13 protein-coding genes are annotated in these 13,947 nt (G+C 67.4%); 5 read left to right on the top strand and 8 right to left on the bottom strand.

The window, feature by feature from the left end; translation table 11 throughout:
* Nucleotides 1-308 precede the first annotated feature (308 nt).
* The 3 genes from HDA40_RS36545 to argG all read left to right on the top strand — a co-directional run bounded on the left by HDA40_RS36545 (nucleotide 309) and on the right by argG (nucleotide 3,392).
* Nucleotides 309-698 (top strand): immunity protein Imm33 domain-containing protein, encoded by a 390-nt coding sequence (locus tag HDA40_RS36545; protein ID WP_253762439.1) that lies wholly within the window; start codon nucleotides 309-311, stop codon nucleotides 696-698.
* Between the two features lie 303 nt (nucleotides 699-1,001).
* Nucleotides 1,002-1,466, top strand: coding sequence for an HIT family protein (locus HDA40_RS36550; RefSeq protein ID WP_253762440.1), 465 nt, complete (start codon nucleotides 1,002-1,004; stop codon nucleotides 1,464-1,466).
* 474 nt (nucleotides 1,467-1,940) lie between these two features.
* Nucleotides 1,941-3,392, top strand: coding sequence for an argininosuccinate synthase (argG, locus tag HDA40_RS36555; protein WP_253762441.1), 1,452 nt, complete (start codon nucleotides 1,941-1,943; stop codon nucleotides 3,390-3,392).
* A gap of 42 nt (nucleotides 3,393-3,434) precedes the next feature.
* Here argG and HDA40_RS36560 read toward each other — a convergent pair whose 3' ends face one another.
* Nucleotides 3,435-4,013, bottom strand: a complete 579-nt coding sequence (locus HDA40_RS36560; RefSeq protein ID WP_253762442.1) for a dihydrofolate reductase family protein — start codon at nucleotides 4,011-4,013, stop codon at nucleotides 3,435-3,437.
* Between the two features lie 737 nt (nucleotides 4,014-4,750).
* On the opposite strand from HDA40_RS36560, the gene HDA40_RS36565 reads away from it, so the two are divergent.
* Nucleotides 4,751-6,298 (top strand): M81 family metallopeptidase, encoded by a 1,548-nt coding sequence (locus HDA40_RS36565; RefSeq protein WP_372503210.1) that lies wholly within the window; start codon nucleotides 4,751-4,753, stop codon nucleotides 6,296-6,298.
* Nucleotides 6,292-6,420, top strand: coding sequence for a hypothetical protein (locus HDA40_RS41830; protein WP_275978384.1), 129 nt, complete (start codon nucleotides 6,292-6,294; stop codon nucleotides 6,418-6,420). The genes HDA40_RS36565 and HDA40_RS41830 overlap by 7 nt, the downstream gene beginning before the upstream one ends.
* Here the strand turns inward: HDA40_RS41830 and HDA40_RS36570 are convergent.
* The 7 genes from HDA40_RS36570 to HDA40_RS36600 form a co-directional block, all read right to left on the bottom strand.
* On the bottom strand, nucleotides 6,398-6,706 hold the full coding sequence (locus tag HDA40_RS36570) for a hypothetical protein (RefSeq protein ID WP_253762444.1): 309 nt from the start codon (nucleotides 6,704-6,706) through the stop codon (nucleotides 6,398-6,400). The two genes, HDA40_RS41830 and HDA40_RS36570, sit on opposite strands and share 23 nt — an antisense overlap.
* A 77-nt stretch (nucleotides 6,707-6,783) precedes the next feature.
* Nucleotides 6,784-7,722 carry a hypothetical protein gene (locus tag HDA40_RS36575; protein WP_253762445.1) on the bottom strand — a complete coding sequence of 313 codons (939 nt, stop codon included), beginning with the start codon at nucleotides 7,720-7,722 and terminating at the stop codon, nucleotides 6,784-6,786.
* Nucleotides 7,719-8,258, bottom strand: a complete 540-nt coding sequence (locus HDA40_RS36580; RefSeq protein ID WP_253762446.1) for a PadR family transcriptional regulator — start codon at nucleotides 8,256-8,258, stop codon at nucleotides 7,719-7,721. Before HDA40_RS36580 ends, HDA40_RS36575 begins: the two co-directional genes overlap by 4 nt.
* A 270-nt stretch (nucleotides 8,259-8,528) precedes the next feature.
* On the bottom strand, nucleotides 8,529-9,959 hold the full coding sequence (locus tag HDA40_RS36585; protein ID WP_253762447.1) for a lyase family protein: 1,431 nt from the start codon (nucleotides 9,957-9,959) through the stop codon (nucleotides 8,529-8,531).
* A gap of 6 nt (nucleotides 9,960-9,965) precedes the next feature.
* Nucleotides 9,966-11,723 carry an ABC transporter permease gene (locus tag HDA40_RS36590; RefSeq protein WP_253762448.1) on the bottom strand — a complete coding sequence of 586 codons (1,758 nt, stop codon included), beginning with the start codon at nucleotides 11,721-11,723 and terminating at the stop codon, nucleotides 9,966-9,968.
* Complete coding sequence (locus HDA40_RS36595; protein WP_253762449.1) at nucleotides 11,720-12,793, bottom strand: ABC transporter ATP-binding protein; 1,074 nt, start codon at nucleotides 12,791-12,793, stop codon at nucleotides 11,720-11,722. The genes HDA40_RS36590 and HDA40_RS36595 overlap by 4 nt, the downstream gene beginning before the upstream one ends.
* 35 nt (nucleotides 12,794-12,828) lie before the next feature.
* The gene (locus HDA40_RS36600; RefSeq protein WP_253762450.1) at nucleotides 12,829-13,878 is read right to left on the bottom strand and encodes an extracellular solute-binding protein; all 1,050 of its coding nucleotides are present in this window, start codon (nucleotides 13,876-13,878) and stop codon (nucleotides 12,829-12,831) included.
* Between the last annotated feature and the right edge of the window lie 69 nt (nucleotides 13,879-13,947).

Consider the following 13,947-nt stretch of genomic DNA (forward strand, 5'->3'; position numbering starts at 1 on the left):
GAACGCGCCCCGCGCTAACGCCTTAACGAACGATTCAGCCAATCATTGCGGGGAGATGAGTGTTACCGCCTTGTAGCACGGAGCCCGGTCGCTGCCCTTATCTTCCAGACCTTCGTCGAGGGCATGAGAGGTGAAGCGGTCGACGAAGTGTCGAGGTGAAGGCATCGACGACGCGCCGTGGCTAGCTTGTCGGCATGGGCCGTCCGGGCCGGCTTGGCCCGCACCTTGGCGCTGGTGTGGCGCTTTGCCCAGCGGACCGGATCAACGTGGACCGCCGCCGCAGGTGCTGAATCGGTTAGGTTCCACGAATGGCCGTATCCAGGGACGTCACACTCGAGCAGGTAGAGCTCTGCCGCCGCTTCGAGGTCCTGCCCGTCGCGGCGTCCGCGGTGGGGAACACCGGGGTATCGCGCAGCATGCTGTCTCGCGGGCCGGGTGGCGGGTCGTGGCGTAGTGGGCTGTCGTCGGCGAACTGGCCGGTTTACGGCATCCGGCACGCCCTCGAAGGTGGGACCACCGGCTGGTATCTGTGGACCGGCGAATACTCGGAGGCGGACGACTTCTACGTGCCGTGGCATACCGCGCACCTGCACGAGCGGTGGCCGGAGGTCGTGCCGTATCTCGCGCTGCCGCCGGGCTGGGGGTTCGTCATCGCGCCCGGTTACGAAGACGTGTGGTTCGACCCGACCCGTGTCTGACCTGGGCGAAAGCCGGGCGTGTCGGCGTACGGGCGAATGCGCACAGATGCGTACGCGCACACGGGCTTGGTGCATGACGTCATGCCCGCAATCGGATGGGTTTTCGGAGCAGATCGAAGGTGGCGCGGACCGTCCTCCGATACCCATCAGCTAGTGGGAGGATCGGTTGGCCGGCAGTTCGGGACTTGCAGGATGCAGGTCAGACCGGTAGACGAGCTCAGCTGATCTCGTAAGTTCGCGGTCTCGGCCGGAAGCTAAAGTGGGCCCTCCGCCTCCTCTCCACTGCGGATCATGAGAGGTGTCATGTTCAACCACGCACCGGCCGACTATGTGTGTCCCTTCTGCCGACTGGTGACGGGTGGTGAGGATGAATGGCGAACGCAGCGTGACGTCGTGCGGCGCGTCGAGTTGGCTACCGCGTTCGTCTCGCCCCGATGGTGGCCGAAGAATCACGGTCACGTGATGATCGTGCCAAACGCCCACTACGAGAATCTGTATGACCTGCCGTCCCGCTACGGGCACGCGATCCATGACCTGGCACGCGAGATCGCGATCGCCATCCGGCAGACCTACGGCTGCGCTGGAACGTCTCTACGCCAGCACAACGAGCCTGCCGGAAACCAAGACCGGTGGCACTACCATATGCATGTCTTCCCGCGGTACATCGGAGACGAGCTCTACTTCACTCACCCGCAGCAGGATTTCACCCCGGCCGACGAGCGCTTGCCGCACGCGAACAAGCTACGCGCGTACCTCGAGTCGCCATGATCGAACTGATCCGAGGCAGCTCCATAACTCCACGCTTGCGACGCACACGGACCTGATCGTTGCACTGCAATGCACCCTTCCCGGTGCCTGGCCGACCTGCGTTTCGTCACCCGTGCGGTCGCAGTTCACCGGCACCACCACCATGCCGTGCCCGACCAGGGTAGGCATGGCAGCAGCCCGCGTGCGAGTCATTGTCGCGACGCACTCTCATGCCGCTCAGCGGTCAGTAATCCAGGTAGATCTCAGGGTCGGTGATGCCGCTGAAGATGGTGGCGATCTGCTTCTCGGGGCGACCCACGGCCAGGCTTCCCGCCCGGTACACGGCGATCACCGTATCGGCTCTGCGGTCCGACCTGGCTGCTGATGGCTTTCGACGCCTCGCGTACCGCTCGAACCGCTAAGACGATGCGCCGGGTGTCCCCTTCGACGAACTCCGATTTGCATGACAATGCAGTGAGGCGCATACTTTCTCTCGTGTCCAAGGTTCTCTCCTCCCTGCCTGTCGGCGAACGCGTCGGGATCGCCTTCTCCGGCGGACTCGACACCTCGGTAGCGGTCGCGTGGATGCGCGAAAAGGGTGCAGTCCCGTGCACCTACACCGCCGACATCGGCCAGTACGACGAGCCCGACATCGCGTCGGTGCCCGGTCGCGCGATGTCCTACGGCGCGGAGATCGCCCGCCTGGTCGACTGCCGGGCGGCTCTGGTGGAGGAGGGGCTCGCCGCCCTGGCCTGCGGGGCCTTCCACATCCGGTCGGCGGGCAAGGTCTACTTCAACACCACCCCGCTGGGCCGCGCGGTCACTGGCACCCTACTGGTACGCGCGATGCTCGAGGACGGCGTGCAGATCTGGGGCGACGGCTCCACATTCAAGGGCAACGACATCGAACGGTTCTACCGGTACGGACTCCTCGCCAACCCGTCGCTGCGCATCTACAAGCCGTGGCTGGACGCCGACTTCGTCGGCGAGCTGGGCGGCCGCAAGGAGATGTCCGAATGGCTGCTCGACCGGGACCTGCCGTATCGGGACAGCACTGAGAAGGCGTACTCCACCGACGCCAATATCTGGGGAGCGACCCACGAGGCCAAATCGCTCGAACACCTGAACACGGGTATCGAGATCGTCGAGCCCATCATGGGCGTGCGGTTCTGGGACCCGGAGGTCGGGATCGCACCCGAGGACGTCACGATCGGCTTCGAGCGAGGACGTCCCGTCACGATCAACGGCAAGGAGTTCCCCTCCGCGGTCGACCTGGTCCGCGAGGCGAACCACATCGGCGGCCGCCACGGCATGGGCATGTGCGACCAGATCGAGAACCGGATCATCGAGGCCAAGAGCCGTGGCATCTACGAAGCGCCGGGCATGGCGCTGCTGCACGCCGCATACGAGCGCCTGGTCAACGCGATCCACAACGAGGACACCCTAGCCAGCTACCACAGCGACGGCCGGCGGCTCGGCCGCCTGCTGTATGAGGGTCGCTGGCTCGACCCGCAGGCGCTCATGTTGCGCGAGTCGCTGCAACGCTGGGTCGGCACCGCAGTCACCGGTGAGGTGACACTGCGGCTGCGCCGCGGCGACGACTACTCCGTCCTGGACACCACCGGCCCCGCGTTCAGCTACCACCCGGACAAGCTGTCCATGGAACGGACCGAGGATTCCGCGTTCGGGCCGACCGACCGCATCGGGCAGCTGACGATGCGCAACCTCGACATCGCCGACTCGCGCGCCAAGCTTGAGCAGTACGCCCAGGTCGGCCTGGTTGGCGGCACTCCTCATCCGGCCCTGATCGGCGTTACCCAGCCGGCCGCGACGGAGCTGATCGGCGCGATGCCCGAAGGCGGAGCCGAGGCGATCGCGTCCCGGGGTGTGGTGCCAAGTGACGACGAGCTGCTCGACTACGCCGCCATGGAGTCCGGCACAGACTGAACCACCACTCGGGCGGGATGCTCGATCCGACGGCGATAGCCGTCAGTGGACGGTGGGGCGGTAGACGAGTTCCTGCGTGTGGCCGTCGAGCGTCCGGCTCTCGAGTAGCTCGAGGTCGAAGTCGCCCGCGCCACCGAGGATCGGGCTCTTCCCGGTCCGGCCGGAGATGACGGGGAAGATGGTCACCTGCAGGCGGTCGACGAGGCCGGCGGCCATCAGCGCCCAGTTCAGCGACAGGCTGGCCTGAGACCGCAGAGGTACGTCCGACGCCTCCTTGAGCCGGGCGACGATCTCCACGGCGTCCCCGCTCACGATGGTCGCGTCCGGCCAGCCGAGCGTGTCCGTCAGCGTCGAGGAAATGACCGTCGCCGGCATGCGCAGAGTGCGGACGTTCCACTCGTCGAGCGTGTTGGGATCGGTGCCCGCGGCCATGATCCCGGCGGTCTCCCGGAAGGTCGTGGCCCCGAACACCATGCGCTGCTCGGTGTCGAACAGGGCGGCTCGGTGCGCGAGTAGTTCGGGGCCCTGCTTGCTCCAGTAGCCGCCCCAGTCGGCGCCTTCGGTGAACGAGCCGTAGCCGTCGAGCGTGGAAAAGACGTCCCAGGTGTAGAGCGCGGTCATGATGATTCCCTTCTCCTTCGCGGTCAGCTTTCACCCGTACCACGAACGGCTCGCCCCGGATCCGACAATCGCGACGCAAGATTTCGGCGGATGCCCGTCCACGCGCGTGCGCCCTGATGGATCGCGAGCCATCCATGGACTGCCGTCAACCCTTTCGATAGCAGGTAGAGGAACTCCTGGCACCAGCTGACGAACTCCTCGTCCTTTGCGCCTGCGTAGGGGCCAGTGGCGAGTCCTCCGGGCCGGGTTGTGGCCGACGAACATGATGCCGCCGAGGGAAAACGCCGAGTCTGCTCGTCCTGTCCGAGGGTTCCCATGAGTCCGTCGCCGGCGGAGAAGAACGCCTCACCGCGGAGCCGCCCGTGAACGGGTACGACGCCGTCGGGATACCGGACCAGCTTGGCAAGATGTGCCCGGAACACCGACAGCGGATCCTGCGTAAGCATCGGCGGCCTCTCGGGAAGGTCCAGGACGTGAACAGGTGGTCGCCTTAAGGGCCCGGACGGAGCGCAGCGGGCGTCCGCCACCCAGTATGTTGGGCCGCGGCGCGTGCTTTCGTCATCACCAGTGCGTGCAAGCACCCGGAGGTGCTTGCGCAAACTTCGCCCTCGAGGTGCGGGGCGCCGACGGCGTCGCAATCGGCGCGGCCGCACTCGCCTATTCCGACGTAACTACAGCACCCTCATGGAGCAGCACGTATGACGAAGCAGACCGTGCCTGAAGCATCCGAGATCTGGATGGGCCCGCTCGCCCCGATCCAACCGGGCGGCCTCGTACGCCCCCGCATCGGCATCGGCGGCATCTCAATCGAATCGAGCACCTTCTCGCCGCACGTGTCAGGCGACGAGGCGTTCACGATCCGCGAGGGCGACGAGCTCCTCGGGTACTACCCCTTCCTCGACGAGGGGCGCGAACTCCGCGAGGCCGCGGAGTGGGTACCGATCCACCACGGCCGGTCGCTGCCGGGCGGACCCGTCGCACCCGAGACGTACCAGCGGATGAAGTCCGCGATCGTCGAGGGCATCCACTCAGCCGGCCCCTTCGACGGCTTCTTCTTCGACATCCACGGCGCGATGAGCGTCGTCGGCCTGGACGACGCCGAGGGGGACCTCGCCTTCGCGGTGCGCGAGATCCTTGGCCCCGACACGCTCGTCTCGACCTCGATGGACCTGCACGGCAACGTTTCGCGTGCCCTGCTCGACCAGGTCGACCTCATCACCTGCTACCGCATGGCGCCGCACGAGGACTGGATGAACACCAAGGAGCGCGCCGTGCACAACCTGCTCGAGCGGCTGCGCGGTGAGCACGGCACCGACCCGCTCGAACGCCGGCCGTTCAAAGCATGGCTGCAGGTGCCGCTGCTCCTGCCCGGCGAGAAGACGAGCACCCGGCTGGAGCCCGCGAGGGGCATCTACGCCGAGGTGCCGCTGATCGAGTCGCTCGACGGCGTCGTCGACGCCGCGATCTGGGTCGGCTACGCCTGGGCCGACGAACCGCGCTGCCAGGCTGCCGTCGTGGTTACCGGCGACGATCGCGAGGTGATCGCCCGCGAGGCCGAGCGTCTGGCCCACCGCTATTGGGATGCCCGCGCCGAGTTCGTGTTCGTCGGCCCGACCGCCACGCTCGGCGACGCCCTCGACCGTGCACTCGCGGAGGGCGCCGCGCGTCCCTACGTCATATCGGACTCCGGCGACAATCCGACCGCCGGGGGCGCCGGGGACGTGTCATGGACCCTCGGCGAACTGCTCGCCCGCGACGACCTCCGCGACGGCTCGCGGCAGGTCATCACCGCATCGATCTTCGACGCGGCCGCGGTCGCGGGGGCCGTCGCCGCCGGCGTCGGCGCGACCGTGACGCTCGAGATCGGCGGGCGCATCGACCCCGGCCCGCGCGGTCCAGTGCCGATCACGGGCGAGGTGCGCGCGATCGTCGACGGCGACCCCGATGCCGGCACGCAGGTCGTGATCCGCGCGGGGAGCGTCGACGCCATCGTCACCGAGCGGCGCAAACCCTTCCACTACCTGCGCGACTTCAGGATGCTCGGCCTCGAACCCGAGACCGCCGACATCGTGATCGTGAAGATCGGCTACCTCGAGCCCGAGTTGTACGAGCTCGCAGGCGACTGGACGCTCGCGCTGACCCCGGGCGGCGTCGACCAGGACCTGCTGCGGCTCGGCCACCACCGCCTCGGGCCCGGCGTCTACCCCTTCGACGCCGACGCCGACGCCGACGAGCCTGCGCTGACCGCCGTCGTGACCCGCCGCGGAGACGACCGACCATGCTGACCGCCGTCGAGACCCGCACCGGCCCCGACATCGGCGTCCTCGCACCTGCGTACGCGTCGAACAGCGTGCCCGAGTGGTACCGCGACGCGAAACGCGGCTTCATGGCGCTGCTGGTGCGCTGATCGAACCTGCGGTGTTGGAGCGGCCGACGTCTGTACGGGTGGCCACGACCCATGCAACATGCCGCCCCCGATTGTCGGCCAGGACGGCGTGGCAGCGTACAAGCTCGGCCAATTCGTCGCTGCCTCGCCAGGGCAGGCGCACCTGCCGGGCCATCAGCCACGCCGACAGGACGAGCCCGACGATGAAGAGCGGCAGAGCAGCCGCAGCAGCCTCTGCTGTGTCGCGGAGGAACTCTGCGCCGGACAGGCTGACGCCAAACGCGAGCGACACCTCACCGGCGGTCACGTCGGTGACCCGTCCGCCGAACATGGTCGCCGAGCAGGGTTGCCAAGCCGCGACCTCTCGCTCGATGGGGGATCTCGCTATAGATCTTCCATCTTGATGCGGGTTCGGTAGTTCTCGTAGGCCGGTTTGCGGATGTAGTCGCCGGTGCAGAGGCCGAATGTGCCCAGCGCGGTGTCGGAGGCGGAGTCGGCGTCGGAGAGCGCGAAGAGCTCGAACTGCGTCGCGCCCGCGGCGGTGGACGCGTCGATCAGCGTGGTCAAGGAGGAAACCTGGCCGGCGGGTGTGCGGTGCGCGCCGCTTGGGCTGCCGGCCTCGGCGATGTGGATCGGCAGGTCGGTCGGGAAATGTGCCTCGGCGAGGCGGTCGCGAAGGTGGTTCACGGCGTGCAGGGTGGCGCCGTGGACGTCGTCATGGGGTGAGAACGCGTCGGGGTAGAGGCCGAGTCCCACGTAATCCACGTGCGCGGCGAACTGGGCGTACGGGAACGAGGTGAGGCTCTTCCAGAAATCGTCGTCGCCCCCGAGCCATTCGGCGGGTTCGGCGAGCGAGAAGCCGACCTGGACGCCGTCGTGGACCTGGGCGCGCGCGTGGGGCAGACCTTGGGTGAGTGCGGCGATCACGCCGGGCGAGCTGCCGTCGATACGTGGGATGGGAAAGTTCGCCTCGAGGGTGACCTGTAGGTATTTGACGAGGTGCCCGTAGCGGTCGAGGGCGCGGTCGATGAAGTCAAGCCAGCCGTCGAGGTCGGCGACCGGTGGCAGGTAGCTGAGCACCAGGTCCAGCTCGCGACCGCCGGTGACGTACCAATCGTCGGGCATGGTCAGGTGGTCGAGGTCGCCCGACGCGTCGATCTCTCGCTCCAGGCTGGTGTTGCCGCCGCACCAGCGGACGTATTCGCGGATCACGAAGGGACGCCCGGCAGCCAGTTCGTCGACGAGTGGGCCGATCCGTTGCGGATCGGCGGGACCGGCGCAGGTGGCTCCGGCGCGGCTGCCGACATAGATACCGAACTTCATGCGAGCACCTCCAGGTCGCCGCCGGCGAGTCGGTCGGCGGTCTCGGTCAGCCAGGTGATCTCGGTGGCCAGTATGCGCAGCCAGTAGTGAACCTCGATCATCTGGATTTCGGGCAGGCCGAGCGGGATCACTGGCGTTTCGTGCCGCAGGCGTTCAACGCGGGCGCGCAACACGGCGATCGCCTCAGCCGTGGGCAGGATTCCCAGGTACGCCACGGCGGTGAGGAAGTCGGCCGAGGCGGGCGTGGTCTCGGTCAGCGCTTCGCGGACGCGCACACGGAACAGGTTGATTCCGGCATCGGTGGGCTGATAGGTGGTTCTGGCAGGGCGGTTGGCGACGCTTTCCGGCTCGCCGGCATGGAGTAGGCCGCCGTCGGTCAGCGACTTCAGCAGCGTGACCACGCTGCTGCGACGGACTTTGAGATGGGGGTAGCGGGTCTCGAGGCGCGCGGTGACCTCGTAGGCGTGGGCGGGTTGCTCGACAAGGAGGCCGAGGATCGGGAGTACGAGGCTGTTGCGGGCGGCGTCCAGCGGCATGCGATCAAGGGTATAGTCGTATACGTCTAATGGCTAGCCCTTTTCTGCCCGGAGGGCACTGCCCCTAGCGACACCGCTCGATCAGCGGCTGCCCGATGATGTTGGATCGTAAGTACGGATCAGGGCCGTGAAGTTGTTCCAGCCTTAGGAGGAATGCACGAGGGTAGGAATTAGCCTCGGGCATTCGTCATCGTTGGCAGCGCTACGGGCTGCCGGCCAGATGGCACGCTGCTCCGGCGCACGACGCATGATCGGCCCATGCTGACATGTCTATGCGGGAATTGTGGTGCGATCACTCAGATATTGCCGGGCGCGCCAGGCGGTGTCGCGCGCGATCGTTGAGGCGAGCCCGGTGTGGGCGGCGGGATCGAGGAGCTGCCGTAGGCGGGCCGGGTCGAGCTGGTCGCTCACGCGAGGGTCGCGGCCGAGGAGGTCAAGGAAGTCGCCACCGGCGAGGGCCGCCTGCGTCGCGTTGTCGTACACGATGGCGTGGGCGCGATCCCGGCCGACGAACTCGGCCAACGCGATCATGATCGCCTCCGAGGAGATGAGACCGGCGGTCAGGCGGATGTTTTCCCGCATGCGATCCGGGAAGATCTCCAGCCCGCCGAGGATGCGGCGCAGCCGCACCAGCAGATCTCCCATGGCGATCAGCGATCGTTCCAGAATGTCGGTCATGAGGGCGGTTGCTGCCCCGTCGGCCTCGCTCGGCCGGACGAGCGCTTCCATCGCAGCCGGGGCGAGGGCGCGGATCTCTGCCGACAGCTGGAAGACGTCGTAGGTGAGCTTCGGATTGCGCTTGTGCGGCATGGTGGAACTGCCGACGGAACCGTCGGGCACTGGCTCGCTCAGTTCCCCGAACTCCGTCTGCATCAAGGTGGCGACGTCGGCGCAGATCCGGGCTGCGGTCGCGGAGGCGACTGCCAGCGCGGAGACGTACCCGGCGAAGGGATCGAGCAGCGCCCGCGACGGCACGGGCATCGGGTCGAGGCCGAGGTCTTCGGCGATCAATTCCTGGACGTGGGGTCCCGGCTCTCCCAGGGCGGCGAACGTTCCGACCGCACCGCCCATCATCACTGTCAGGCACGCCTGGATGGCGACGTTGTTGCGCTGGTGCGCCCGGACGAGTTCGTCCAGCCAGCCCGCCGCCTTGAACCCGAACGTGATCGGCACGGCGTGCTGGCCGTGCGTACGACCGGCCATGAGCATGTCCGCGTTGTCCTCGGCAAGATCGGCGACGACGGCGACAACGTCGGCGTGCAGCCGGGAGACGATGGCGTGCGCCCGCTTCAACAGCAGCGCGTGTCCAGTCTGCATGACATTCTGCGACGTGGCTCCCCAGTGGACGTAGCCACCGGCCTCGTCGCCGGCGACCCGGACCAGCTCCGAGATCAACGGCATCAGCGGATGCTCCTGCTCCGCCAGCGCGCGGCGTACCCTCTGGATGTCCATGCGGCTCAGCCGAGCCGCATCTTCGATGGCTGCGGCCTGCTCAGCCGGGACGATGCCGATCTTGGCCTGGGCTCGCGCGAGCGCCGCCTCGACGTCGAGCCACGCCTGCCAGACGCTCTCAGTCGTGAACAACGGCCGAATGCCGGCGTCGGGCAGATTGTAGTCAGTGAACCGGATCGCCTTGCCTGCTGCTTCGGCGATGGTCGGTGTGGTCGGAACCGGTTCGTCGGTCGTGTTGCCGGCCGTCATACGCTGTCAAACCCCCATGGAGCGCCGTCGTCGGCGCCCGTGTTCGAGCCGGTTCGAAACAACCAGGATGATGAAGATCAAGACGATCTGGAGCGTGCCGTACGCCGACGCCGTGCCGAAGTCGGCCGCGTAGATGCGCTGGTAGATCGCCACTGATAGCGGCGCGAAGCCGACTGGGTAGACGATGACCGACGCGACGTACTCGCCGACGCCTTCGACGAAGGCCAGCAGGGCGCCCGCGATGACTCCCTTTGCGATCAAGGGCAATACGACGGTGCGCAATGCGCGCAACGGCGAAGCCCCGAGGGACTGCGCGGCTTCGTCGATGGATGGATCGACCTGGGCGATCGCTGCGCTGGTGGAGCGGAAGACCAGCGGCATGAATCGGACGAAGTACGCCACTGGCAGGATCGCGATCGAGCCGACGAGGATGAGCCCCAATGACGATGGCGAGTCCCCGCCGAAGGCGGTCACCAGGTTGATGCCGATGACGGTGCCCGGCAACGCCCACGGCAGCATGACTGCGAGGTCGAGCAGCGAGCCGCCCCGGCGGCCGGGCCATCGCGCGATGATCCAGGCGGCCGCGGCGCCGATGACGACGGCCGTACAAGTGGCGACGAGACTCGTTTGAACGCTGACGTTGATCGGCAGGAGGCTGGCCGGATCGGTGAAGATCCGGGTGTAGTTGGCGAGCGTGTAGTCCGGCGGCAGGACCTGGATCGTCCAGGTCCGGTCCACGGAGAACGACACGAGCACGATGACGGCGATCGGCGCCAGCAGCACGAGGCTCAGTACAACGCTTCCCGCGAGAGCCAACGCGGATCGGATGCCCCGCGTCTGGGTCCGTGACCGCTGGATGCCTTTGGACAGGCTGCGATGAATGCGCCGGCCCTGATACCACCGCATCATCAGCAGGAAGGCGATCGAGACCACGGCCAGCACCGTCGATTGCGCGGCGGCCAGCTCGTACATGCCGCCCGTACGCGTGGCGACGATCTGCATCGTGAGGGTCTGCACGTTGTAGAGCTGGGGTGCGGTGAACGAGCCCATGGACCGCATGAACGTCAGCAGACCGCCGGAGACCAACGCCGGGGTGAGCATCGGCAGCATGACCGTCGCCCAGACTTTCCAGCGCGGCGCGCCCAGGCTCTGCGCCGCCTCCTCCAGCGACGGGTCCATCCCGGACAGTCCGGCCGCGACGGTGAGGTAGAAGTACGGATACATCGTGAAGGTGTGCACCAGTAGGACACCGGCGACACCGCGGACCGACACGGCTCCGGCGCTGATACCCAGGAGCTCGTGTGCCGCCCGTGGCACGATGCCGGTCTCGCTGAAGAGCAGCACGAACGAGACGGCGCCGATCAAGGGCGGCAACGCCATCGGCAGCACGGCGAGCACTTCGAGCACTCGGCGGCCGGGGAACTCGAACCGGGTCAGCAGCACGGCGAGCACCGTGCCGACCAGTGCGCACAACACGACCGAGCCGAGCGAGATCCCCACCGACAACATCAGGGCCGTCCGCGCGCTACCGGAGAAGAAGGTTCCGTAATTGGCGGCGAGTCCTTGCCCCTGCCCGCTCGCAGCCGCCGTGTGCAGCATGGGTGTCACGACGAAGAACGCGATGACAAGGAAGACTGGCGCGGTCAGCAGATAGATGAACCGGTCGCCGGCGGTCAGCCGTCGCCGTGATCGTCCGCGGCCAGGGATCTCGCCAGCCGGTGGCGCCTCGGCAGGGGGCAAGGTCCGAGCGTCGGTGGTCGTCATTCCGGGATCAGCCAGGTGCTGGTCTCGTCGACGCCGAGGCTGACCCGTTCACCCTGCTCGGGTGCAGTCTGTCCATCGGATGCCGACACGACGACGGTGGACCCGCCGACGTCGACGGTGGCGGTCACAGTGGCGCCGAGGTACTCGACGCGACTCACCTCGCCGCGCAGCAGCGCCTCGGACTCGGCGACCAGACGGAGGGCCTGTGGGCGTACCGAAAGCTCTGCCGTGGACCCGGCGGCGACCTTCATGGCGGCGGACCGCGGCACGGTGATCACCCGGCTGCCGCCGGCGAGCGACACGTCGGCGGTGCCGTCGCCGACGGCGACCACTGTCACGGGCAGGACATTGCTGCGGCCGATGAAGCGGGCCACGAACGAGGTGGCCGGCTGGCGGTAGATGCGGCGAGGCTCGTCGATCTGGTGCGCGCGGCCGTCGGCGAGAACTGCTATCCGGTCGCTGATCGCCATCGCCTCCGCCTGGTCGTGAGTGACGTATACGGCCGTGGTGCCGCTGGTTTCCTGTACCTCGCGGATTTGCGTGCGGGTTTCCTCACGCAGCTTGGCGTCGAGGTTGGACAGCGGCTCGTCGAGCAGCAGTAGATCCGGCTGGATGACGACCGCGCGGGCGAGGGCGACCCGCTGCTGCTGGCCACCGGAGAGCTGGTCGATGCCGCGGCTCCCCATGCCGTCCAGGCCCACCATCGACAGCGCCGCGGCCACCTGCGAGTCGCGGCTTTCCCTCGCTGCGCGTCTGATCTTCAGCCCGTACGCCACGTTCTCGGCGACGGTCATGTGAGGGAACAGCGCGTAGTTCTGGAAGACCATTCCGATCCCGCGTTTGTGCGGGGCGAGCCGGGTGACCTCGCGGTCGCCGAACCAGATGGAGCCCGTCGTCGGCGCGACGAAACCGGCGACCATCCGCAGCAGCGTCGACTTGCCGCAGCCCGAGGGGCCGAGGAGCGTGAAGAACTCCCCGGCCTGGATCGTCAGGTCCGCCGAGATCGCCGGTTCTGCCTCGGGCGCGGCGGCGTAGGTCTTGCTCACATGGTCAAGTCGAATCGGGATCATGAGCGCTCCCTTAAACCTGGCGAACGCGGCCGGCGTCAGCCACGGTTCTTGATGTTGTCGATCCAGTACTGGATCCACGTGTCGGAGTTGGCGGCGACCACCTTGCTGTCGACCGGCAGCTCCGTGTAAGTGAGCTGGGCGAGCCAGTCCGGCTTCTCGGAGATCGCGACGGTGGGGATCTGGAAGGCGTTCTTCGCCAGCCAGGCCTGTGTCTTCTCCGACAGCAGGAAGCCGGCGAACGCATCCGCACCGGCGGCGTTCGGGCCGCCCTTGACCTTCGCGAATCCGTCGAGGTTGATCGGGGTGCCGGAGGCAGGGACCTTGATCGAGAAGGGCGCGCCCTTGGCCGCTTGGGCGAGGATGTCCTGCTGATTCCAGATCGTCAGGGCCGCCTCCTGCCGCTGCAGGCGCAGGTAGAGGTCCGAGGGGTTCGCCGCGTAGTCCTTGGTGTTGGCGTCGAGCTTCTTCAGGAAGTCGTAGCCGGCCTGCGGCGAGGACGCCTTCGCGTACTGCTGGTAGATCAGCGCCGAGAAGACGCTGCGCATCGTGCCGGACGGCGCCACGTCACGGATGAGGATCTTGTCCTTGTACTGCGGCAGGATGAGGTCGGCCCAGTCGTTGGGAACGTCCGCGGCCTTGATCACGTCATGGTTGTACGCGATGAGCTGCAGTTGCTGTTGTTCGGCGAGCCAGGCGTCGCCGGTGCCGTGGAACTTGGCCGGCACTCGCGACAGGACGTCTGCGCCGAACGGCGTCAGCAGGCCCTTGGCGGTGGCGCCCTCGAACTGCGATGGCGTGCCGCCCCACCAGATGTCGGCTTGGGGCCGGGTCTTCTCGGCGTTGACCCGGTCGGCGACCTCCTGCGCGCCGAGGGTCAGTAGCTGCACCTTGTATTCAGGGTGGGCTGCCTGAAATTCCTTGACCACGTAGTCAGTGATGTTGCTCGGACGGGGGGAGTAGACGGTGACCGTGGTCTGGCCGGGCGATTGCGACGTGCTGCTGGACAAGCCGCAGCCTGCCGTCGCGAGTACTGCCACCGCCGCCAGCGTTGACAGGGCGGTGAACCTGGGTGCGAGCCGCCTCATGCCTACCTCCTTCACGTGGTCGAGACGTGCCGTCGACATCGGTTGGATGACCGGGTGAACCATGGTGGA

Origin of the sequence: Hamadaea flava (assembly GCF_024172085.1) — a bacterium.
In the GTDB taxonomy this organism is placed as follows: domain Bacteria; phylum Actinomycetota; class Actinomycetes; order Mycobacteriales; family Micromonosporaceae; genus Hamadaea; species Hamadaea flava.

Excerpts from the sequence above, each read along its gene's own strand:
- HDA40_RS36545 (WP_253762439.1), top strand. The coding sequence starts at position 309 with ATGGCCGTATCCAGGGACGTCACACTCGAGCAGGTAGAGCTCTGCCGC.
- HDA40_RS36550 (WP_253762440.1), top strand. The coding sequence starts at position 1,002 with ATGTTCAACCACGCACCGGCCGACTATGTGTGTCCCTTCTGCCGACTG.
- HDA40_RS36560 (WP_253762442.1), bottom strand. The coding sequence starts at position 4,013 with ATGACCGCGCTCTACACCTGGGACGTCTTTTCCACGCTCGACGGCTAC.
- HDA40_RS36565 (WP_372503210.1), top strand. The coding sequence starts at position 4,751 with ATGGGCCCGCTCGCCCCGATCCAACCGGGCGGCCTCGTACGCCCCCGC.
- HDA40_RS41830 (WP_275978384.1), top strand. The coding sequence starts at position 6,292 with ATGCTGACCGCCGTCGAGACCCGCACCGGCCCCGACATCGGCGTCCTC.
- HDA40_RS36575 (WP_253762445.1), bottom strand. The coding sequence starts at position 7,722 with ATGAAGTTCGGTATCTATGTCGGCAGCCGCGCCGGAGCCACCTGCGCC.
- HDA40_RS36580 (WP_253762446.1), bottom strand. The coding sequence starts at position 8,258 with ATGCCGCTGGACGCCGCCCGCAACAGCCTCGTACTCCCGATCCTCGGC.
- HDA40_RS36585 (WP_253762447.1), bottom strand. The coding sequence starts at position 9,959 with ATGACGGCCGGCAACACGACCGACGAACCGGTTCCGACCACACCGACC.
- HDA40_RS36590 (WP_253762448.1), bottom strand. The coding sequence starts at position 11,723 with ATGACGACCACCGACGCTCGGACCTTGCCCCCTGCCGAGGCGCCACCG.
- HDA40_RS36595 (WP_253762449.1), bottom strand. The coding sequence starts at position 12,793 with ATGATCCCGATTCGACTTGACCATGTGAGCAAGACCTACGCCGCCGCG.
- HDA40_RS36600 (WP_253762450.1), bottom strand. The coding sequence starts at position 13,878 with ATGAGGCGGCTCGCACCCAGGTTCACCGCCCTGTCAACGCTGGCGGCG.